The sequence below is a fragment of the Psychrobacter sp. SCQQ22 genome, assembly GCF_015864605.1.
GTDB classification, from domain to species: domain Bacteria; phylum Pseudomonadota; class Gammaproteobacteria; order Pseudomonadales; family Moraxellaceae; genus Psychrobacter; species Psychrobacter fozii.
Window position 1 is genome coordinate 81,116 of sequence record NZ_JADYWZ010000012.1, and the last position, 21,819, is coordinate 102,934.

At 42.8% G+C, this 21,819-nt stretch carries 18 protein-coding genes and 1 pseudogene; 15 read left to right on the forward strand and 4 right to left on the reverse strand.

Features of this window, described 5'->3' with window-relative positions:
- Positions 1-29 precede the first annotated feature (29 nt).
- Entirely contained in the window at positions 30-1,352 is a 1,323-nt protein-coding gene (locus tag I6E84_RS13670) for an O-acetylhomoserine aminocarboxypropyltransferase/cysteine synthase family protein (protein WP_197218542.1), read from the forward strand.
- A gap of 110 nt (positions 1,353-1,462) precedes the next feature.
- Here I6E84_RS13670 and I6E84_RS13675 read toward each other — a convergent pair whose 3' ends face one another.
- Both I6E84_RS13675 and rsmI read right to left on the reverse strand, forming a co-directional pair.
- Complete coding sequence (locus I6E84_RS13675; protein WP_197218544.1) at positions 1,463-2,482, reverse strand: adenosine kinase; 1,020 nt, start codon at positions 2,480-2,482, stop codon at positions 1,463-1,465.
- Positions 2,483-2,533: 51 nt separating this feature from the next.
- Complete coding sequence (rsmI, locus tag I6E84_RS13680; RefSeq protein WP_197218546.1) at positions 2,534-3,493, reverse strand: 16S rRNA (cytidine(1402)-2'-O)-methyltransferase; 960 nt, start codon at positions 3,491-3,493, stop codon at positions 2,534-2,536.
- Between the two features lie 137 nt (positions 3,494-3,630).
- Here rsmI and I6E84_RS13685 point away from each other — a divergent pair, with 137 nt between their 5' ends.
- From I6E84_RS13685 to I6E84_RS13725, 9 genes are all read left to right on the forward strand, one after another.
- Positions 3,631-4,116, forward strand: coding sequence for a YraN family protein (locus I6E84_RS13685; RefSeq protein WP_197218548.1), 486 nt, complete (start codon positions 3,631-3,633; stop codon positions 4,114-4,116).
- A gap of 415 nt (positions 4,117-4,531) precedes the next feature.
- Complete coding sequence (locus tag I6E84_RS13690) at positions 4,532-5,377, forward strand: BON domain-containing protein (protein ID WP_197218549.1); 846 nt, start codon at positions 4,532-4,534, stop codon at positions 5,375-5,377.
- A gap of 300 nt (positions 5,378-5,677) precedes the next feature.
- Positions 5,678-6,688 (forward strand): alpha/beta hydrolase, encoded by a 1,011-nt coding sequence (locus tag I6E84_RS13695; protein ID WP_197218550.1) that lies wholly within the window; start codon positions 5,678-5,680, stop codon positions 6,686-6,688.
- 169 nt (positions 6,689-6,857) lie between these two features.
- On the forward strand, positions 6,858-7,109 hold the full coding sequence (locus I6E84_RS13700; protein WP_110924198.1) for a BolA family protein: 252 nt from the start codon (positions 6,858-6,860) through the stop codon (positions 7,107-7,109).
- Between the two features lie 103 nt (positions 7,110-7,212).
- On the forward strand, positions 7,213-8,481 hold the full coding sequence (murA, locus tag I6E84_RS13705; RefSeq protein WP_197218551.1) for a UDP-N-acetylglucosamine 1-carboxyvinyltransferase: 1,269 nt from the start codon (positions 7,213-7,215) through the stop codon (positions 8,479-8,481).
- A gap of 131 nt (positions 8,482-8,612) precedes the next feature.
- Positions 8,613-9,308: an ATP phosphoribosyltransferase gene (gene hisG, locus I6E84_RS13710; protein ID WP_197102459.1), complete on the forward strand. Its 696-nt coding sequence runs from the start codon at positions 8,613-8,615 to the stop codon at positions 9,306-9,308.
- Positions 9,309-9,524: 216 nt separating this feature from the next.
- Positions 9,525-10,820 (forward strand): histidinol dehydrogenase, encoded by a 1,296-nt coding sequence (gene hisD, locus I6E84_RS13715; protein WP_197218552.1) that lies wholly within the window; start codon positions 9,525-9,527, stop codon positions 10,818-10,820.
- Positions 10,821-10,906: 86 nt separating this feature from the next.
- A complete protein-coding gene (gene hisC / locus I6E84_RS13720; RefSeq protein ID WP_197218553.1) occupies positions 10,907-12,028 on the forward strand; it encodes a histidinol-phosphate transaminase in 1,122 nt (373 codons plus the stop codon).
- On the forward strand, positions 12,029-12,634 hold the full coding sequence (locus I6E84_RS13725) for a prolyl hydroxylase family protein (RefSeq protein WP_197218554.1): 606 nt from the start codon (positions 12,029-12,031) through the stop codon (positions 12,632-12,634).
- Between the two features lie 153 nt (positions 12,635-12,787).
- On the opposite strand, the gene I6E84_RS13730 is transcribed toward I6E84_RS13725, so the two are convergent.
- Positions 12,788-14,512: an anthranilate synthase component I family protein gene (locus tag I6E84_RS13730; RefSeq protein ID WP_197218556.1), complete on the reverse strand. Its 1,725-nt coding sequence runs from the start codon at positions 14,510-14,512 to the stop codon at positions 12,788-12,790.
- A 3-nt stretch (positions 14,513-14,515) separates the two neighbouring features.
- Entirely contained in the window at positions 14,516-15,751 is a 1,236-nt protein-coding gene (locus I6E84_RS13735; RefSeq protein WP_197135161.1) for a beta-ketoacyl-ACP synthase II, read from the reverse strand.
- 653 nt (positions 15,752-16,404) lie between these two features.
- On the opposite strand from I6E84_RS13735, the gene I6E84_RS13740 reads away from it, so the two are divergent.
- From I6E84_RS13740 to I6E84_RS14240, 5 genes and pseudogenes are all read left to right on the forward strand, one after another.
- Positions 16,405-17,526, forward strand: coding sequence for an EcsC family protein (locus I6E84_RS13740; RefSeq protein WP_197218558.1), 1,122 nt, complete (start codon positions 16,405-16,407; stop codon positions 17,524-17,526).
- A gap of 450 nt (positions 17,527-17,976) precedes the next feature.
- Positions 17,977-18,351, forward strand: coding sequence for a 30S ribosomal protein S12 (rpsL, locus tag I6E84_RS13745; RefSeq protein WP_011281154.1), 375 nt, complete (start codon positions 17,977-17,979; stop codon positions 18,349-18,351).
- 206 nt (positions 18,352-18,557) lie between these two features.
- Positions 18,558-19,031 carry a 30S ribosomal protein S7 gene (gene rpsG / locus I6E84_RS13750; RefSeq protein WP_110924207.1) on the forward strand — a complete coding sequence of 158 codons (474 nt, stop codon included), beginning with the start codon at positions 18,558-18,560 and terminating at the stop codon, positions 19,029-19,031.
- A gap of 361 nt (positions 19,032-19,392) precedes the next feature.
- Positions 19,393-21,519 carry an elongation factor G gene (fusA, locus tag I6E84_RS13755; RefSeq protein ID WP_110924208.1) on the forward strand — a complete coding sequence of 709 codons (2,127 nt, stop codon included), beginning with the start codon at positions 19,393-19,395 and terminating at the stop codon, positions 21,517-21,519.
- Positions 21,520-21,743: 224 nt separating this feature from the next.
- Positions 21,744-21,819: pseudogene (locus I6E84_RS14240) on the forward strand (elongation factor Tu); the annotation flags it as partial.

A 21,819-nucleotide genomic window follows, 5' to 3' on the forward strand; every position in this document is an offset into this window, starting at 1 on the left:
TAACTTTTATCGAAATAAAGGAATATATAATGAGTGATGGACAAGCAGACCAGCAAACAGCCCAAAAACCAGAGACCCCTCAACGTCTTGAAACCTTAGCGATTCATGCCGGTTATAGTGTTGAACCCACCACTAAAGCCGTCGCAGTACCTATCTATCATACTAGCTCGTATGCCTTTGATAATACCCAGCATGGCGCAGACCTGTTTGATTTAAAGGTCGCAGGTAATATTTATACTCGTATCATGAACCCGACCAATGCGGTGTTAGAAGAGCGCGTCGCAGCGCTTGAAGGTGGCATCGGTGCGCTTGCAGTGGCATCTGGTATGGCTGCCATCACTTATGCGATTCAGACCATCTGTGAAGCGGGTGACAATATCGTTGCTGTATCGACCTTGTATGGTGGTACTTACAATTTATTTGCCCATGCATTGCCGCGTCAAGGTATCGAAGTGCGCTTCTTTGACCACAAAAATCCTGAAGCGATTCGTGATTTAATCGATGATAAGACTAAGATGGTTTTTGCAGAGAGTATCGGTAATCCATTGGGCAACATCGTGGATATTCAGGCATTAAGTGATATTGCTCACGAATATGGCGTGCCAGTTGTAATTGATAGTACGGTTGCGACACCTGCGCTATGTCGTCCTTTTGAGTTTGGTGCGGATATTGTCATTCATTCGTTGACTAAATATATGAGTGGTACAGGCACTTCGATTGGTGGTGCGATTGTCGATAGTGGTAAATTCGCATGGGGTGATTATCCTGAGCGTTTTCCATTATTAAACACGCCAGATCACAGCTATCACGGTGTGAACTTTGTCAAAGACGTGGGTGCAGCAGCCTTTATCGCTCGTGCTCGTGTGGCACCACTGCGTAATACTGGCGCAGCGCTTAGTCCGCTAAATGCTTTTGGTATTTTGCAAGGTATGGAGACATTGAGTCTACGTATGGAGCGCCATGTACAGAATGCTCAAGCCGTTGCGGAATATCTACGTGACCATGATAAAGTTGCTTGGGTGAAGTATGCGGGTTTACCGGATCATCCTGAGCATGAGCTTGCTAAGAAGTACATGAAAGGCACGCCATCTGCTATTTTGACCTTTGGGGTTAAAGGTGGTTTAGAAGCTGGTGCACGCTTTATCGACGCGCTGCAACTGATTACGCGTTTGGTCAATATCGGTGATGCCAAATCACTAGCCTGCCATCCAGCGACGACCACCCATCGCCAGTTGAATGAGCAAGAGCTCGCCAATGCAGGTGTGAGTACTGATATGGTACGACTATCGATTGGTATCGAACACATTGAAGATATTAAATCAGATTTAGAGCAGGCACTAGCTTCAGCTTAATACTAGAAGACTCTCATTGAACTGAGTAACTTGCTTATTGAGTGACAAAAAGAGCCCATAGAAAATTTGCTATGGGCTTTTCTGATTAGCATCAAAAACGTCTATTTATATCACGCTGATAATACACGCTGAGCGATATCTTGATAGTCTTGTGAAGCAAGGCGCGGCCCAAACTGTTGAATGATTTGTGCTGACACTTCGCTGGCAAGACGTCCGCATTCTGGCAAGCTGTACTGCTGCGATAATGCATATAAGAAAGCACCCGCGTAATTATCACCTGCACCATTGGTATCAATAACATTGGCAACTACTGGGGTAGCAACTTCATAAACCTCAATGTCTGAATCGTCATCAGATTTATGGGCGATAATAGCACCATTGGCACCATCGGTTACGACTGCAGTTTGACAGTATTCAAGCAAGGCACGTGCAGCGGCTTTAACTTGTTTTTTATCCGTAAACAACTTAGCTTCTTCACTGTTGCAAAATATAACGGCAACTTTATTACCAAGCATATTAAGCAAGCCATCTTTGGCAAATTGTACCACCGCAGGATCAGCAAAGCTCACTGCAATTTTTGCATTATGAATACCGGCTTGTTGGCGTAACTGAGTCATCGCTGGTTGGATGCTCTCAGACATCGCTAGATAACCCTCTAGATATAGCCAATCTGCTTGCGTCAACGCATCAAAATCAACATTGTCGGCGACAATCTCACTTGAGGTGCCAAGATAAGTCTGCATGGTACGCTCACCATCTTCTGTAACCGCGACCACGCATGAGCCGGTCACACCGCCTGCGTGGATAGACTTGTCTGAGGTGGCCACGCCTGCTTCGTGCAAGTCTCTGAGGTAAAATGCGCCCTGATCGTCATCACCGACACGGCACGCATAAAAAGGCTTGCCACCTAGACTGGCAAATGCATACATCGCATTGGCAGCTGAGCCACCGCCTGCTTGTTTTGATGGGTCAATGTTAGCAAGTTTGAAATATGCGAGTAATTGTTGTTGCTCCTCGATACCAGCTAGCGTCATATGACCTTTAGTCAGTTCTGTCTCATCTAATGCTGCATCAGACAGCACATATTCGTGATCAACCAACGCATTCCCTATCGCCATTACATCGTACATTGCTTACTTCTCCTCAATTAAGTGATAAACGCACATTTTTATATTTAAAAGCTATTCAGCCTGTAGTTCAAGTAGGCGTTGATATAGCGCATTCTTTTTGACGCCTGTGATATCAGCGCCCAATGCTGCAGCTTTTTTGACCGATAAGTCTTCTAGCAATCTTTGCAATAATTTATCATGGATACTGATGTCATCTGAATCCTGAGCCACATTCACGCCAGCGACGACAACGACTATTTCACCGCGCTGTTGATTGTCATCTGCTTTGACAAACTCAACCAAATCGCCAAGTGTACTCTTACGTACCGTCTCAAAGGTTTTGGTCAATTCGCGGCAAAACGCGACTTCGCGATCTGCACCAAATATCGTTGCCATATCTTCTAAGCTGGCGATAATACGGTGCGGTGCTTCGTAAAATATCAGGGTTTCGGTACGAGCGATTAATGCGCTCAGTTGTTTTTGGCGACCATGAGTTTTGGCTGGCAAAAATCCAATAAAGCTAAAGCGATCTGACGGCAATCCTGCAACTGAAAGCGCGCCAATAGCAGCAGAGGCACCAACGATAGGTGACACGGCGACGCCAGCGGCATGTGCTGCTTGTACCAATTGATAACCAGGATCACTAACTAGTGGCGTCCCAGCATCACTAATCAAAGCGACCGAATGACCTTGCTCAATCATCTCAATAATCTTCGGTGTTTGAATCGCGCTATTGTGCTCATGGTATGCCCACAGCTTATTGTGGCCTTTTTGTTTTGAAGTGGTTTCCGTATCGTCTGCAGCACTGTTTTCATTATGATGAGGCGTTGATGCTTTTGCATCGTCAGTTTTGCTGCCTTTGGTATCAATACCAAAATGTGACAATAGCTTGCCTGAGGTACGGGTGTCTTCACAGGCAATGATGGCGACTTGCTTTAGGACATCAATTGCATGCGGTGTCATGTCGCTAAGATTACCAATCGGCGTGGCAACGATATATAGACAAGCTGGCATCGCGGTAGGAGTAGACATGAAAACCTCGGGTCATTAAAAAGAATATGGCACGGTTGCCCATACCGTCATCATCTAATGTATGTTTCAGCCAAATAGTAAGCGATTACATACTTGTCGATGACAGAGCTAGGGCGTGCGAAAGTGGCTAGTTTAGCATGATGTGCTATGATAATTCTGAAATGTTAACCAGACCAATCGACATCATGGCGAACCATAAACCTTTAACCCTTACTTCACCAAAACAACGCCAAGGCAGCCTGTTTGAGCAGCAAGCACGTGAATTTTTGCAGGCGCAAGGATTAAGGTTAGTTGCACAAAATTGGCAGCAGCCAAAAGTGGGTGAACTAGATTTGATCATGATAGAAACAGGGCAGGCGTGGTCAACACTGGTATTTATCGAAGTTCGTCAGCGCAAGCAGTCAGGGTTTGGCGATGCCGCGCTGAGTGTGACGGCTAGCAAACAACGCAAAGTTATCAAAGCTGCGCGCTATTTTTTGCAGCAGCATCCTGAATATAGCGACTATGAATGTCGGTTTGATGTGATTGCTTATAATACGGCTAGCAGTGTGAGCAAAAAAAACCAAAATATAGATACTCAACCAGAATGGTTTCAGGGTGCCTTCGTAGCAGAGGCATGGTGACACTATATAGAAGCGGTACGGCTAAACAGTGAATAGAACCAATAAAACAGCACATAGAATTTAGTATCCAGCTATCGTTACCAAAAACCTAACCGCCTTCAGCAAAAATTCAGTAAAGTAGCTATGTTATAAGTAGCTGTATTACAAGTTGTTATAAGCAGCTATGTTAGAGCGTGTCATCAATTAGCGCATTAATACATTTAGTGGTCTTAAAATGGCTAAATTTTGCTAAACATCGTTAGAAATTTTGCCAATATGTACATATTCACGGCAATTTCTTCCTTGTTTATCTACAATTTTTCTCATTTTAAGCCTCACAATCTAATTGATGACACGCCCTAAAAGCCGCTAGATCGAAATTGTTCAATCCATTAAATTTATATAATCGTCACAATCATGTCCTAAGAGGTAAATCATGACACGGATGCATCTGCGCACTGCTATTTTCGGCTCATCACACCGTACAGCGATTGGTATGATACTACTATCCAGTATCGCTGTTACTGGCTGTACGACCAACTATCTGACCAATAGCACAGAAGGCACGTATGGTGTGCCGATGACAGAGCGCACTATTCCGCAGCGTCTGCTTGATCGCAGTATCGAACACACTGCCAAAATCAATGTCTATGGTCTACAAGAAAACCTACAACAAACCAGCCGTATGGGCATTGATAGCTTCAACAGTGAAGTGTTGCTGACAGGTGAAGTGCCAACTGAAGCCATTAAAACAGAAATAGAAAAAGTCGTTAGCTCTATGCCTGATGTGCGCCGCGTTTATAACGAATTGAACGTTAGTGCCTCAAAAGGTTATAGCTCTACCGTGCAGGATGGTTATATCACCTCAAAATTGCTAGCAAAAGTGGCCGCTAGTAACGGTGTTAGTTCTTCACAGGTTAAGGCAGTGAGCGATAACGGCGTGGTCTATATTATGGGACGTATGACACCCACTCAACAGAGTAATCTCATTGATATTGCCAACACGACGGTCGGTGTGACAGAGCTGGTGCTACTGACGACAGTCGTGGATGATCGAGGTGTGAAGATAAACCAAAACGACATTATGACTGATAATAACTTGGGCAATGCTGATTCAGTACCAGTCGTTGAAGGTGCTGCTGCTAATAATAATTTTAGTCCTAGCAACTCTGTAGGAAACAATACAGCCACTACCGCAACGCCAGTTATAGTGACAGAAGAGGGCACAACAGGTGAGCAGCCATCCTCTAGTCCATATATTGAGCTATACAAGAATCAATAGTAAAGCCAAAGTTGATAAAGTAGTTATGTTGATAAAGCAGTCATTATTTATAAACCCGATAGATAAGTGATGGCTGTTAAGTGATTGGATTTTAATGACAAGAAGACTAAACAGCACTAACAGGAAAAACACGATAAATCCTTAGCGAGCCAGTAATATATAGACAATCAGCAGTAGAACAGCCCGCCAAATAATAAATGGTACTTTTAATGAATAATAGTAATTTTAGTGAATGATATTTTATAAAGTGGCTGTGGTAATGCTCATCATTGTTTATAAATATAATAGGAATACTGGTAAATGAAGGATTTAGAGAAACGCGCACAGCAGAGCGAAAACAACCATAGCAATACCTCTAACGAACAGGCCTCTAATAGCAAAGTGTCTTATCAAAAGCCAAGCACGCTACCATTTACAGGCGTAGGGCTGACCGCAGTGCTAGCAATAGGTGGTATCGCGCTAGCGTCACATAGTGCGCAAGCTGTGTCACCGCTGGCTATCGTCAACGGCATTACATCGAGTGGCGGTGTTGGCGTTAGTAAAGACATCCTCTACGGTGATGAGCCTTCACAAGATTTAGATATCTATTACCCGAAGCCTTTGGCAAAAGCCATGAAAGCCCAAACTGCGATCACTGATACTTATCCGATGGTCGTGTTCGTCTATGGCGGATCATGGGAAAATGGTACCAAAGAAGAATATGCTTTCGTGGGTAAGAGTCTGGCGCGAGCAGGCTATGTGACCGCAGTGATTAACTACCGGAAGGCACCCGAACATCCATATCCTGATTATGTAAAAGACACGGCAAAAGCGATTGCATGGAGCTATAACAATGCCAAAAGCTTGCATGCAGATCCTCAGCGCATGGCTGTCATGGGCCAATCAGCTGGCGCGTTCAATGCAGTTGCCGCAGTTTCTAACGAAGATTTCTTAGCACCTTATGGTATCAAACCAAGTGATATCAAAGCAGTTGTTGGCATCGCAGGCCCTTATAGCTATGATTTTAGGAAGTTTGATAGTGCTACTGCTTTTCCTGCCGATGCTACTCCTGACCAAGTTATGCCTGATAGACAGTTAAAGGGCGAGCAGCCGCCTTATCTATTATTGACCGCTGAAAATGATAAGATTGTCTATGACACAAATACGGTCAATATGACAAAAGCGCTAAAAGACTATGGTGCTAGGGTAGAAGTCAGTGAAATAGAAGGTGCCAGCCATGCCACCAGTATCGGCGCGATGGCACCACCATTACGTTGGTTAAACGATGTGCGCTCGCAAGTGCTGACCTATTTAGATAAAGAGCTGAAGTAGTTTTAAGTACTGATTACTTAAACACTTACTGCTTTTATTGTTCAGCAGGTATTGTATATATAGCTCAGGTTTTCTTATACACAGACAGTGCTGTAAGATGTTCAAACTCTTGTTATAATACCTGCATTCAAAATAAAACCCTTTTTTACCGCTATTAACAGGATATTCTATGAGCATGAACGCTGACGATTTGATTGCCTTTTTACAAACACACTTCCCAGATGCTTTTATTCAAGCTGCCAATCAAGGTAATAAGTTTGATGTACGTGTGGTTGATGCCAGTTTTGAGGGCAAGCGTGCCGTTCAACGTCAACAAGCGATTTATGCCTTGGTCAATGATAAGATTGCGAGTGGCGACATTCATGCGCTCAATATTCAAGCATTAACGCCTGCTGAATGGGATATCCAGTCAAAAGGCTAAACCGTTATATATATGATTGAACATTTTAAACTAACCATTTAGGTGGTTGGTTATAAGTTTAATTTTCACCATTTTTTACACTCATCGCTAGGTTGTCACCTCTATGGATCAATTTTTAATCACTGGTAGTAGTCGTATCGCAGGGGAAGTTACTATCTCAGGCGCCAAAAATGCCGCGTTGCCGTTACTTGCGGCTATGATATTAGCCGAGACTCCAACGACATTACACAATGTGCCATCGCTACAAGATGTGCGCACATTGATTGAATTGATCGGCGGCATGGGTATCAAAATCCAAAAACAGGGCGATACTGTTACTTGCGATACCAAAGATATCGATAATTTTTATGCACCGTATGATTTGGTCAAAACCATGCGTGCCTCGATATTAGTACTTGGGCCATTGCTGGCGCGTTTTGGCGAAGCAGAAGTGTCATTGCCAGGCGGTTGTGCCATTGGTTCACGCCCTGTTGATCAGCATCTAAAAGCTTTTGAAGCGATGGGTGCTACGATTAGCGTAGAGAATGGTTATGTCATAGCGCAGGCACCAAAAGGTGGCAGGCTAATAGGTTGTAACTTCTCATTTGATATGATTACCGTGGGCGGTACTGAAAACGTGATCATGGCAGCAGCGCTTGCTAAAGGCACGACCGTTTTAGGTAACTGTGCATTAGAGCCAGAAGTGGTTGATTTGGCCAATATGCTAGTCGCGATGGGCGCTAAAATAAGCGGTATCGGTACATCGGTCATGACCATTGAAGGTGTTGAACGCTTGCATGGCTGTGAGTATTCAGTTGTACCAGATCGTATCGAGACAGGTTCTTACCTTGCTGGCGCGTTGATGACTCGCGGTGATGTATTGACCAAAAATACATCTGCACTATTATTAACGCCAGTGTTAGAAAAATTTGAAGCCATGGGCGCCGTGATTACCACTGGTGATCATTGGATTCGTGCACAGATGAAAGGCCGTCCATTGGCTGTTGATATTCGCACCCAACCACATCCAGGTTTTCCGACTGATATGCAGGCGCAATTGATGGCGATTAGCTGTCTTGCGGATGGCACGAGTACTTTTATCGAAAATATCTTTGAAAATCGCTATATGCATGTCCCTGAGCTTAATCGCTTAGGCGCCTCTATTCAGGTTGATGGTCATACTGCTGTGGTAAAAGGTGTTGAGAAATTTACTGCTGCACCAGTCATGGCGACTGATTTGCGTGCTTCTATGTCATTGGTCATGGCGGCGGCGACTGCTGAAGGTGAAAGCTTAATCGACCGTATTTACCATATCGATCGTGGCTACGAAGACGTCGAAAACAAGCTACGCGCGCTAGGTGTGAATATCGAACGTATTAATACCAACGATTAATATTAACTGGCTTATCCAGCACCAATTTGTCCACCACGGATGTAATTGGTGTTATCACGAAAAGCTTAGTAATATACAACTAAAAGCCCCTTTCAGTGGGGCTGCCAACTGTACATGGATACGATGTCATTATGACTGAAGCAACCAAAGCCTTACCAACCAGCGGTGTATTAAACGAAGTGAATGATGAGTTTTCAGGCTTAACATTGGCGTTATCAAAAGGCCGTATTCTAGAAGAAACCATGCCACTGCTACGCGCAGCTGGTGTTGAGTTATTAGAAGACCCTGAAGCCTCGCGCAAACTTATTTTCCCAACCTCAAATCCCAATGTACGTGTATTGATTTTGCGTGCCAGCGATGTGCCGACCTATGTAGAACACGGTGCAGCTGATTTTGGTGTGGCAGGTAAAGACGTTTTGCTTGAGCATGGTGCCAATCATGTTTATGAGTTGTTGGATTTGCAAATTGCTCAATGTAAGCTGATGACTGCTGGCGTAAAAGATGCGCCACTGCCTAATCGTCGCCTACGTATCGCGACCAAATACGTCAATGTGGCACGCGCTTACTTTGCTAGCCAAGGTCAGCAAGTAGATGTCATTAAGCTGTACGGCTCGATGGAGCTTGCCCCGTTGGTCGGTCTCGGTGATTTGATCGTTGATGTGGTCGATACTGGCAATACTTTACGTGCGAATGGGCTTGAAGCTCGTGATCACATTTGTGATGTTTCATCTCGTCTTATCGTCAATCAAGTCAGCTATAAGCGTAAATTTGCACTACTTGAGCCGATTTTAGATAGCTTTAAAAACAGTATTGCTAGTGCATCGTAAGCCACTGGCAATCATTGGTAATATAAAGCATGGTTATGCAAATTTTTAAACCAGTTTAGTGCTCTATGATAGATATAGCGTGCTAAACTGGTTTTTTCATATTTGCTTGTCAGAGAATAAAAGCCCAGTATAATCTGATATATAAGCCACCAAATTATTGTTAATATTCAATACACGCTACCATTACATTATTCATTTCAGCCATAGGATTAGGTCATGCGCCAACTAAGTACCCAAGATGCCGATTTTGACAGTCAATTGACAGAGTTGCTTGCTTTTGAAACCGTTAATGATGCCGACTTATTGAAGACCGTTGATGACATCATCGCGCAAGTACGCCATGATGGTGATAGTGTGGTGCTAGCCTTGACTCAACAATTTGATCAGCATCCAGCGACCACGATGCAAGAGCTAGAGCTATCCAAAGAGTCGCTTGCTGAGGCATTTGCCAACCTTGATGAGACCGTCAAGACGGCATTGACGACAGCGGCCACACGCGTACAGACATTTCACGAGCGCCAAGTACAAGAGACGTGGCAATATGAAGATGAGCTAGGCAATCGTCTCGGTCAAAAAGTCACACCACTTGATCGTGTGGGCATCTATGTCCCTGGTGGTTTGGCCTCTTATCCGTCATCGGTATTGATGAATGCCATTCCTGCTAAAGTAGCAGGCGTTGCCGAAGTCATTATGGTCGTGCCAGCGCCCAAAGGTGTACTAAACCCATTAGTATTGGCAGCCGCGCATTTGGCACAGGTTGATCGTGTTTTTACTATTGGTGGTGCACAAGCTGTGGCCGCATTGGCTTATGGAACCGCGACAATTCCAGCAGTGGATAAAATTACAGGGCCGGGCAACAAGTATGTGGCAGCCGCCAAACGTGCAGTATTCGGTCAAGTCGGCATCGATATGATTGCAGGCCCTTCTGAAGTGTTGGTATATGCAGAGGGTGAAGCGCAAGATCGTGCAGATTGGTTGGCGATGGATTTATTGTCACAAGCTGAGCATGACCGTATTGCCCAAGCTATTTTTGTGACGACTAGTGAAGAGCAGCTAGCTGAAGTTGCTTCTGAGATTGAAAAAGCATTGGCAGACTTGCCGAAAGCTGATATCGCTCGTGATTCATTGCAAAACCGTGGTGCGCTTATTCTAGTTAAAGACCGTCAAGAGGGCATTGCAGTGATCAATCGTGTGGCACCTGAGCATTTGGAGTTGTCAGTAGATAATCCTGATGAACTGCTCAATGATATTCGTCACGCTGGCGCTATATTTATGGGTCGTCATACGCCTGAAGCGATTGGTGACTACTGTGCAGGTCCTAACCATGTGTTACCAACTTCAGGCACGGCGCGTTTTTCTTCACCACTAGGTGTCTATGACTTCCAAAAGAAATCTTCTATTATCTATTGTAGTGAAGCGGGCAGCAAACCATTGGCCGAAACGGCAGATATTTTAGCGCAGCGTGAGGACTTAGATGCCCATGCGCGCTCTGCTCGTTATCGTTATCAGTAATATTTTTTGAATACTGTAAAATTTAATTTTGTCATGGATTTTGACATCTTTTTTAATAATTTTTGTGGCTAATAGTAGGATAACTTATGAGTGAATTAAAGATAGACACGAGACTTTGGTCATCTAAAGCACGTAATTTGTCACCTTATACACCAGGTGAGCAGCCGCAACACGACAATTTATGCAAACTAAACACCAATGAAAACCCATTTCCACCGTCTCCAAAAGTAGCGGAAGCCATCGCTAAAGTGTTGGAACGTCAAGCAGATGATTTGCGCTTGTATCCAGCACCTGAGTCTGATGAATTGCGTAGTGCATTGGCAGGATTATATAACCTCGATGTCAATCAAGTATTCGTCGGTAATGGCTCAGATGAAGTATTGGCATTGGTGTTTGCCAGCTTTTTCCTAAAAGAGCGTTCTGTTTTAGCACCTGATATCAGTTATAGTTTCTATCCGGTATACGCGCATACCTTTGGTATCGAGCTGGTACAAATTGCCTTAGATGCTGATTTTAGTATCAGTCCAGATGCGTATCGTCAGCCCTGTAGCGGTATCATTATCGCCAATCCTAATGCCCCAACTGGATTGCTACTATCACTTGCGGATATCAGCAAATTGGCGAGTGAGCATTCTAATTCAGTGATCGTGATTGATGAAGCTTATATTGACTTTGCCCAGATAGAAGAGGATAGCTCAGATACTACTGTCTCAGCCATAAGCTTAATCAATGACTATGACAATATTCTTGTGACGCAGACCTTTTCAAAGTCTCGCTCGCTCGCTGGATTACGTGTTGGTATGGCCTTTGGTAATGCCTCATTGATTGAAGCATTGACCCGTATGAAGAACAGCTTTAATAGCTATCCATTAGACAAGTTAGCGCAAGTGGGTGCAACTGCCAGTGTCTTAGATGTTGAATACTTTGAGCAAACGCGTCAGCAGGTTATTGACCTGCGTGAGTCACTAACAGCAGATCTAGTAGCATTGGATTATAAAGTTCTGCCGTCACACGCCAACTTTGTATTTGTGCGTCCAAAAGAGGGTAATGCGAGTGCTGTGGCCAGTGCGTTACGTGAGCAAGGCATCATCGTTCGTCATTTTGACAAACCGCGTATCAATGAGTACTTGCGTATTACCGTTGGTACAGTAGAGCAGAATGAGCGTTTGATCAATGCATTAACTACGCTGCACGCGATGAGCGCATAGATGAAAAATCTGAATGTGATTCGTAATTTACCATTGATTTGTACTATTGATCACGTTTTCAATGAGCTGGAATGTGAGAAACTCATTGAAAAAAGTGAAGTTCAGCAGTATGAACAGGCACAAATTACGTTAGGCAACGACCAGTTTCGGACAGATACGAGTGTTCGGAATAATGACCGTATCATATTTGACGATACTGATTTAGCAAAAGAGCTCTTTGACCAAGTGGCGTGTTATTTGCCAAAAACATGGGATGAGGGTTTATGGGAGTTGTCGGGGCTAAATGAACGTTTCCGTTATTATCGTTATGGCGAAGGCCAAACGTTCAAACCACACTTTGATGGTGCTTATGAGCAAGGTAAGTTTCATAAAAGCTTCTTAACGCTATTGTTTTATTTGAATGACGACTTCGAAGGTGGCGAGACAAAATTTTATCAATGGCAAGGTGGTTGGTATAATAATGATACGCCAACTTATATTGTTACACCGAAAAAAGGCCAAGCATTATTGTTTGCACATCTACAGCTTCATGAAGGTGCACCAGTGATATCAGGTGTTAAATATGTGTTACGAACGGATGTCATGTATCGAGCAATATGTCTTTAATAAATGATTTAACAACATTACATGCTGATACTGAAGTTGCTGCGAATTAACGAATCATCCCTGTTGTATTGATACTGACTAATAAAAGTAAAGCCTGCCAACATTGTGTTGAGCAGGCTTTATTTTTTTTACTTCTTAAAACACTGCTTAATCTTATTTGCTTAGATTCTCTTGGGCAAGTACTGATAGCAAGTTACCCACTTTATCCAAACATTCTTGGTATTCAGCATCACAGCTAGAGGCGATAGTAATACCACCACCAGCCCATAAGCTGACATGTTTTTCTCTGTTTAAATTATCATTTGCTGGAGCATTGGAATTGGCTTGCAGCGTACGAATCAATACATTCCATTGACCACTGCCATCAAAATTCATAAAGCCCATGGTGCCACAATACGCGCCACGCGGTGTTGTCTCTAATTCAGCGATAATCTCAACGGCACGTTTTTTTGGTGTGCCAGTAATAGATCCAGCGGGCAAACTGCCAAACAATACTGCCAACGGGTGGGTATTTTCTTTGAGCTCAGCAGTGATAGTGCTGACCATATGATGTACATTGCTAAAGCTTTCTATTGCAAATAGCTGTGGTACTTTTACGCTACCAATTTTGGCATATTTGCCCAAATCGTTACGCAATAAATCGACAATCATGACGTTTTCAGCACGATCCTTTTCGCTATCGCTGAGTTGATTTTTATAACTGTTATCTTGTTCAATCGTTGCACCACGCGGCATCGTACCTTTAATGGGCTTGGTGATAATGTGATGTTTACCAGTGCTAGTATCTTTTTTGAAGGTAAAAAACAGCTCAGGTGAGCAGCTTAATAATTCAAACGGATTCGTGGGTATATCAGGAGTGATTGTACTGTCATGCATGCTATTAACTGACAGATATCCTGCAAAGGGCGCCTGCGTATTACGATATAGCATAGGCAAATAATCAATCAGATTGGATATTGATTGGGTATTGCTTGTTTTATGAGAGAGCCGACCGCGCCATTCTTGCGTTAGATTTATTTGATAGCAATCACCTTGTTGTAGGTAATCTTGGGTGCGATCAAATGCTTGTTGATAATCATGCTTGTGCCATCGTGCTTGCAATATTAAAGGAGCAGGTGTTGATGACTCAAGGTGTTTTCGAATCAGACATGTGTCAGACAGTTTTTGATCTAGTCTGTCTAGATATGAGATAAGCGCTACGACAGCTTTATCGCTCCACACATCATCAATAGTTTTATCTGAGCTGTTAGCCGTTGTATTCACGGTTAACTGCCAACCAGTTTTGCTATTTTCTTTAGGTGACAGATAAATATCGTAATGACCCAATACCGCACAAGGCTGTGCTGCCAGTTCAATATTGGCAGCTGGACTTAGCTCATGAGCCGCAATGTCATAGCTGATAAACCCTATTAGACCATGATGATAATTGGGATTTTCAGTGATATCAGTTGTCGATGTTCCGTCATCAGTTTCAGTCTCATAAGCTTGGCTATAAGTCGTTAAGCTATTTTGCCATTCCGCATAGCTCATATAGGCTGTCGTAATGACATTACTATTATCAACATTGTTAGTTGTTTCAATATCACGGCAATGTCGAATAACTTTATAATTAGCTGATTGCTCATCAGGTGACTGATTCTCAGCAATATTAAAATAGACAGACCAGCTCATTCTAGGAAGTAAGCCAATGACAGGCCGTCCATTATTATTCAGCCAAACCAGTTGCCAATTTGCTTTAGCATCTTGTGCTAGCAGATAACGCTGTAAATGCGGCATTAATTCTGCGGCAGGTAGCTCACCAAAACGCCAGCTAGGATTAGTAGCTGGCGATAGGGCAGAATCTGTCTGCTCAGTAGTCTTATGATTTTTTTCGTGCATCGGTTACGCGTCGAACTTTTTGATGATTAGCGTTGCGTTCGTACCACCAAAGCCAAAGCTGTTACTCATAAGTGTCTCAAGCTTCGTTTCACGCATTTGGGCGACGATATCAAAGCCTTCAGCAGCAGGGTCTAATTCTTCGATATTGATACTTGGTGCGATAAAGCCTTCTTGAAGCATTAGTAAGCAATATATTAATTCTTGAGCACCTACCGCACCTAAGCTATGACCAGTCATAGACTTGGTTGAGCTAAGAGCAGGTACTTTACTAACATCATTACCGAACACTTTAGCAATTGCTTTAAGCTCAGTGATGTCACCTAAAGGCGTACTGGTACCGTGAGTGTTAATATAATCAACGCTCTCTAATCCAGCCTCGGCTAATGCTTGCTGCATACAACGTACGGCGCCTTCACCGCTTGGCGCAACCATTTCAGCACCATCAGAACTAGCACCATAACCGACGATTTCCGCTAGGATATTAGCACCGCGCGCTTGTGCATGCTCTAGACTCTCTACGACGACCATTGCGCCACCCGCTGCAATCACAAAGCCATCACGGTCTTTATCATACGCGCGCGAGGATTGTTTAGGCGTGTCATTATATTGAGTACTCATCGCACCCATTGCATCAAACATGCATGATTGAGTCCAATGCTCAGCTTCACTACCACCTGCTAGGACGACATCGGCTTTGCCTAGTTGAATAAGCTCAGCAGCATGACCGATACAATGCGTTGAAGTCGCACAAGCAGAGGAGATAGAGTAGGAGATACCGTGGATTTTCAGACCTGTTGCGAGCGCTGCTGATACTGAGCTGCCCATAGTCTTAGGTACCGCCATTGCGCCGACACCGCGTAGACCTTTCTCACGCATGGCGTCGACAGCAGCGACTACATTTTCTGTTGAAGCGCCACCAGAGCTGGCAACCACACCGACACGTGGGTTTTGGCTAATGACATCAAGCGACAATCCAGATTGTTTAATGGCATCTAATGCACTAACATAAGCATAGAGACTGGCATCACTAAAAAACCTTTTAAGCTTGCGGTCGATAGCAGACGTGTCCAGTACTGATTTATCAATACTACCACTGACCTGTGACTTAAACTCATGCTCAGCATAAGAATCATTGAACGTAATACCAGACTGTCCTTGCTTAAGAGCAGCAGTAACAGTGGCTAAATCATGTCCGATACAAGAGACAATCCCTGCTCCAGTGATAACAACGCGGCGCATATTCTATTCCTTATAAATGACGATTTTTTGATAATTACTGTTAATAAATTATTTCTAATAATCGTTTTTAATATCTACTTCTATTATTTGATCTCAAACGTACCACTCTCTCATAACCACAATGTGTCAAAACAGTGTGTTAAAGAATATGTTAAAGAAAGCGTATTTTTGAATATCAAATGCTTCTGTTGCAGCTATAATTACTGTCATAATTAAACGATGTATTATTTATATGTATCGTCTAGATATACTGTTTAAAGGGTATTTTATAAATCCGAGTACAACTGTACTGTGAATTATGGCATATGATAACGTATCAAGCGTCCAAAATCTTTGTACAAGTGCAAAATAACGACAAAATAGCGTTTAAGGTTAAAGGTTATACAAAAACTAAATACATAAAAGGTAGTATGAAGAGGGCAGTCGTCGATACATCGACCACAAAGATATAAGGCTGTGCTTGAATATAACTGAACAAATAAACTTTAACATAGCGTCAACTATCGATTAAGTTATACTTTTAGATACAAAGTTTGTTATGGCGATAACATTGTTCGCACTGACACTGAATATAGTCATTCGCTAATATAGCATATCAATTATAAGTAAAAATCTATCATTATAAAATCAATCACCACATTAAGGACATGACGATGGCAAAGCGTAGCATTCTTTCTAAAAGCATTAAAACAGTTGGCTCTCTGACCCGTAATAATCTAGAGCGCATGGGTGCAATCATTGACGGTGTCAATGCCAAGACAAGTAAGCCGCGTCAATATAAAGCGGTTAACTTGGGCGATGAAGATTATCAGGAAGACTTGTTTCGTCAGCAAACATTAAAAGCGACTCAGCAATTGCTAGGGCCACGTTTTGCTACTTATGGCAAATATGCCAAAAAAGTAGTGCCAAACAGTTTTTTTCAGACAACCGTTGATGGAGCTTTTGCACAAATAGCAAAGCTTGCGTCTAACTGGAGTCAGATTGATTTGCCTAGTGAGCATCGTTTTGCCAATATCGCTAGTTTAGATGATGAAGAGCGTTACGCATTAGCTACTGATATCGCCAATCAAAACCGCGCACTTGCGACCATAGGTGGTTTGACAGGATTGGCGGGTCTGCCAGGATTGCTAGCTGATACATTGTGGTTGTTACTAGTATCATTACGTACCGTTTATCAATTAGCTGCTGTCTATAACAAACCACTGACAGGCAGCCAAGGTATCAAGATGGCTTATGAATTGCTATCAAATGCAGATCTAAGCAAGATGCAAGAAAAACAAGCATTGCTTGCTGGTATCGGTATTGGTAAAGGCTTGCTCGATAATGCACAAAATAGTGGTTTACATAACGAGCTCAAAAATCTAGGCCTAAAAAACAAAAACGTTAATTTTTATGCAGAACAAGTTGATAATATCGCCAGTCAGGTTGGCATTGATTTGGATCAAATCAACTTATCATGGGTACGCCGTTTCTTACCAGCCACAGCGGTCGTCATTGGCATGCACTATAACAGCCAGTTAATTGATGAAGTAATCGGGGTGGCTCAAGCGACTTTCGCACCAGAAGCGAAACTGGCAAATCGTGCAATTACGGATGATAGCAGTAGCGAAGCAAAAGTAGATAAGTCTGCTAGTAGCGATGATCAAGAAAGTACTGATAACCATACCAAAGATAGCACTACTGAAGATAAGGATGGTACAGATGAGAAGGATGAGTCATCTGATAGCCCGTCAAGCGCCGCAAAAGATAAGTCTGCTGATAAGCAGAGTAAATAAAGACAATTCAAACATCTCTATTTTTTAGTTTTCTACATAAGGCTGCGCTTATAAGTCATTATAGGCCAATCGCTAACTATTAATATTGGTGGTATTATCTTTTGACTCTTGAAAATTTAGATAATATCGCCATTTACTTACCATAGATGTCTATTTATCACTAAACATCTTATTCAGACCACATGTGATATTGTTTTTATGCCACGTTTAGTGACTTATTTTCTAGTTGGCTTCTAATTAAAGGCAGCTAAGTGGGTACAGTAACAGGCTGAATGCATATCTATCAAATGTTGTAAAGTACAATCACTCATAAGTGGTTGAAATAGCAGCAACAACTCTTTATAATACACTGTCCTAAAAATGGGTGCTCCGAAAATCTGTCATTAACGTCAGATGGATGGTGCATTACCCCATTTTTTTGTTTTATACCAAACGGGAGAAGGATGCCTCATGGCAACAACTAACCAATTGATTCGTAAAGGTCGCAAAACCATCAAGGAAAAGTCAAAAGTTCCTGCGTTGGAAGCGTGCCCACAGCGTCGCGGCGTATGCACTCGTGTATATACTACGACTCCTAAAAAACCTAACTCAGCCATGCGTAAAGTATGTCGTGTACGTTTGACTTCAGGCTATGAAGTATCAAGCTACATCGGCGGCGAAGGTCATAACCTACAAGAGCACAGTGTTGTTCTTATCCGTGGTGGTCGTGTAAAAGATCTACCAGGTGTACGTTATCACACTGTTCGTGGTGCATTGGATTGCGCAGGCGTTAAAGACCGTAAGCAAGGTCGTTCTAAATATGGTGCTAAGAAGCCTAAAGTTTAATAACTAATCGTTATTAGATAAGCTTTTTATACCAAACATTAACTGTGCATGGGTCTGGTGTTGACAGTATTATTAAATTAGTGATTCACTGTTAAAACATACCGCCGTGCAGTAAGGCTGACTGACAACTCGATATAACGCCACCTGATTAATAACTGGTGCGAGATTGTGAATGTCAGACACTCCTGAAGACAAGGAAATTTATTATGCCAAGACGTCGCGTCGTTGCTACCCGTGAGATCCTACCGGATCCTAAGTTTGGTAGCCAAACTGTTGCAAAATTCATCAACCATGTAATGAGTCATGGTAAAAAATCTACTGCTGAGCGTATCGTTTACGGTGCACTTGAAACAGTAAGCGAAAAACGTAAAATCGAAGATCCAGTATCTTTCTTCGAAGACGTTTTAGAAAATGTACGCCCAATGGTAGAAGTAAAAGCTCGCCGTGTTGGTGGTGCAACCTACCAAGTACCAATGGAAGTACGCCCCTCCCGTCGTACTGCATTGGCTATGCGTTGGATAGCTGAAGCTGCTGCTAAGCGTTCTGAGAAATCAATGGCACTGCGTTTAGCAGGCGAATTGAATGATGCTGCTGATGGCAAAGGCGCTGCTATGAAAAAGCGTGACGAAGTTCACCGCATGGCAGATGCTAACAAAGCATTCTCTCATTACCGCTTCTAAGCTACTGTTTACTAGTAGCTTTAGACTGGTTGGCTAAAGTTAACCAGTCTTACACTGTTATTTATTCTATTGATTGCCGCCATCATTTATTTAGTTGCTAATAGTCAAAAGCTATTTACAACTAAGATGGCGGACATCTATCAAGATGCTTCTCTAAAAAGACACTATTTAACTATTAACTAGGTTTAACGAGAGAGTATCCCAAATTTGATACCACACTATTCTTAGTATTTGCTCTTTTTTTGTCCGTATTAGGCTTAATAATCAGTAAGTAATATTACGAAGCTGTCCGCTTTGTCATAGAGTATGAGGTAGAGACACAATACATTATTATATACACGACTTTTCCTAGGAAAACACTATGGCTCGTAAAACTCCCCTAAAACGCTATCGCAATATTGGTATCTCAGCGCACATCGATGCTGGTAAGACAACCACTACCGAACGTGTTTTATTCTATACCGGTGTTAGCCACAAAATTGGCGAAGTACATGATGGCGCAGCCACCATGGACTGGATGGAGCAAGAACAAGAGCGTGGTATTACTATCACCTCAGCGGCAACTACTTGCTTTTGGTCAGGTATGGCAAAACAGTTTGATGAACATCGTATCAATATCATTGACACCCCAGGTCACGTTGACTTCACGATCGAAGTTGAACGTTCTATGCGTGTACTTGATGGCGCTTGCATGGTTTACTGTGCAGTAGGCGGCGTTCAGCCACAGTCTGAGACTGTTTGGCGTCAGGCTAACAAATATAAAGTTCCACGTCTTGCATTCGTAAACAAAATGGATCGCGTTGGTGCTGATTTTTATCGTGTTATCGAACAGATCAAAACCCGCTTAGGCGGCAACCCTGTACCATTGGTTATTCCAATTGGTAAAGAAGATGACTTCGAAGGTGTTGTTGATCTAGTAACCATGAAAGCTATCTATTGGGACGAAGCGTCTCAAGGCATGGAATATGACGAGCGCGAAATCCCAGCTGAATTACAAGAAAAAGCTGAAGAATATCGTGAGCTTCTTGTAGAAAATGCTGCTGAAGCAAACGAAGAGTTGATGAACGAATATCTTGAAAATGGTGAATTGACTGTAGAACAGATCAATACTGCTATTCGTCAGTTGACTATTGATAACCAAATTATTCCATTGCTTTGTGGTACTGCCTTTAAGAACAAAGGTGTACAGAAGATGTTGGATGCGGTTATTCAGTATCTTCCAGCACCAATGGATGTACCTGCTATCCGCGGTATTCTTGATGACAAAGATGAATCAGAAGGCTTCCGTGAAGCATCTGATGATGTACCGTTCTCAGCTTTAGCATTCAAAATCATGAATGACAAATTCGTTGGTAACTTAACCTTCGTTCGTGTTTATTCAGGTGTTTTGACGCAAGGTAGCAGCGTATATAACCCAGTTAAAATGAAGCGTGAGCGTGTTGGCCGTATCGTACAGATGATGGCTAACTCTCAAGAAGAGTTGCAAGAAATCCGTACTGGTGACATCGCTGCATTGGTTGGTATGAAAGACGTAACGACTGGTGATACGCTATGTGATGAGCAAAATGTTATCACGCTTGAGCGCATGGAATTCCCAGATCCAGTTATCAGCCTAGCGGTTGAACCTAAGACCAAAGCTGACCAAGAAAGAATGTCAATCGCTTTAGGTCGTTTGGCTAAAGAAGATCCATCGTTCCGTGTACACACTGACGAAGAATCTGGTCAGACAATCATCAGTGGTATGGGTGAGCTGCATTTAGAAATTCTTGTTGACCGTATGAAGCGTGAATTCAACGTTGAAGCTAACATCGGTGCACCACAGGTTGCTTATCGTGAAACGATTCGTAACACTGTCGAACAAGAAGGCAAATTCGTACGTCAAACAGGTGGTCGTGGTAAGTTCGGTCATGTTTGGTTACGTCTTGAGCCACTTGATCCAGCTGGCGATACTGAATATGAATTCGCTGAAGAAGTTGTTGGTGGTACTGTACCAAAAGAATTCCATGGTGCCGTTGATAAAGGTATCCAAGAGCGCATGAAAAACGGCGTACTTGCTGGTTACCCAGTAGTTGGCGTAAAAGCGACTTTGTATGATGGTTCTTATCATGATGTCGATTCTGATGAATTGTCATTCAAGATGGCTGGTTCTATGGCCTTCAGAAAAGGTTTCATGGCAGCTGACCCAGCACTACTTGAGCCAGTAATGAAAGTAGAAGTTGAAACGCCTGAAGATTACATGGGCGACATCATGGGCGATCTTAGCCGTCGTCGTGGTTTAGTACAGGGTATGGAAGACTTACCTGGCGGTACTAAACAGATTCGTGCTGAAGTACCATTAGCGGAAATGTTTGGTTATGCCACACAAATGCGCTCAATGTCACAAGGCCGTGCTACTTATTCAATGGAATTCCAAAAGTACGCTGAGATTCCAAAATCAGTTGCTGCTGAAATCATCTCTAAGTTCAACAATAAAGATGATGACGAGTAAGTAAAAATTTATTAAAGACGGCAATATAGCTAATATCATTATATTGTCATCGAAAAATACGCCAATAACTTGTTAAAAGACTTGTTATTGGCTGTTATTTTCTTATAATATCTGCACATTAGTATGTGTGATTTTTTAACAATTATCTTAATGAGGTCAAGATTGTCTTAGTTGTCGTATTTATACGAGCCAAGCATTTGATCCCAAAAAAAGAGGAAATACCCATGGCAAAGGCCAAGTTTGAACGTCTAAAACCGCATGTCAACGTTGGTACCATCGGACACGTTGACCACGGTAAAA

What these genes read in the sequence shown, in the direction of transcription:
- murA (WP_197218551.1), top strand. Translation starts at nt 7,213, where the DNA reads ATGGATCAATTTTTAATCACTGGTAGTAGTCGTATCGCAGGGGAAGTT.
- I6E84_RS13695 (WP_197218550.1), top strand. Translation starts at nt 5,678, where the DNA reads ATGAAGGATTTAGAGAAACGCGCACAGCAGAGCGAAAACAACCATAGC.
- hisG (WP_197102459.1), top strand. Translation starts at nt 8,613, where the DNA reads ATGACTGAAGCAACCAAAGCCTTACCAACCAGCGGTGTATTAAACGAA.
- I6E84_RS13670 (WP_197218542.1), top strand. Translation starts at nt 30, where the DNA reads ATGAGTGATGGACAAGCAGACCAGCAAACAGCCCAAAAACCAGAGACC.
- I6E84_RS13700 (WP_110924198.1), top strand. Translation starts at nt 6,858, where the DNA reads ATGAGCATGAACGCTGACGATTTGATTGCCTTTTTACAAACACACTTC.
- hisC (WP_197218553.1), top strand. Translation starts at nt 10,907, where the DNA reads ATGAGTGAATTAAAGATAGACACGAGACTTTGGTCATCTAAAGCACGT.
- I6E84_RS13730 (WP_197218556.1), bottom strand. Translation starts at nt 14,512, where the DNA reads ATGCACGAAAAAAATCATAAGACTACTGAGCAGACAGATTCTGCCCTA.
- I6E84_RS13685 (WP_197218548.1), top strand. Translation starts at nt 3,631, where the DNA reads ATGATGTGCTATGATAATTCTGAAATGTTAACCAGACCAATCGACATC.
- rsmI (WP_197218546.1), bottom strand. Translation starts at nt 3,493, where the DNA reads ATGTCTACTCCTACCGCGATGCCAGCTTGTCTATATATCGTTGCCACG.
- I6E84_RS13675 (WP_197218544.1), bottom strand. Translation starts at nt 2,482, where the DNA reads ATGTACGATGTAATGGCGATAGGGAATGCGTTGGTTGATCACGAATAT.
- I6E84_RS13740 (WP_197218558.1), top strand. Translation starts at nt 16,405, where the DNA reads ATGGCAAAGCGTAGCATTCTTTCTAAAAGCATTAAAACAGTTGGCTCT.
- fusA (WP_110924208.1), top strand. Translation starts at nt 19,393, where the DNA reads ATGGCTCGTAAAACTCCCCTAAAACGCTATCGCAATATTGGTATCTCA.
- rpsL (WP_011281154.1), top strand. Translation starts at nt 17,977, where the DNA reads ATGGCAACAACTAACCAATTGATTCGTAAAGGTCGCAAAACCATCAAG.
- I6E84_RS13725 (WP_197218554.1), top strand. Translation starts at nt 12,029, where the DNA reads ATGAAAAATCTGAATGTGATTCGTAATTTACCATTGATTTGTACTATT.
- I6E84_RS13735 (WP_197135161.1), bottom strand. Translation starts at nt 15,751, where the DNA reads ATGCGCCGCGTTGTTATCACTGGAGCAGGGATTGTCTCTTGTATCGGA.
- rpsG (WP_110924207.1), top strand. Translation starts at nt 18,558, where the DNA reads ATGCCAAGACGTCGCGTCGTTGCTACCCGTGAGATCCTACCGGATCCT.
- hisD (WP_197218552.1), top strand. Translation starts at nt 9,525, where the DNA reads ATGCGCCAACTAAGTACCCAAGATGCCGATTTTGACAGTCAATTGACA.
- I6E84_RS13690 (WP_197218549.1), top strand. Translation starts at nt 4,532, where the DNA reads ATGACACGGATGCATCTGCGCACTGCTATTTTCGGCTCATCACACCGT.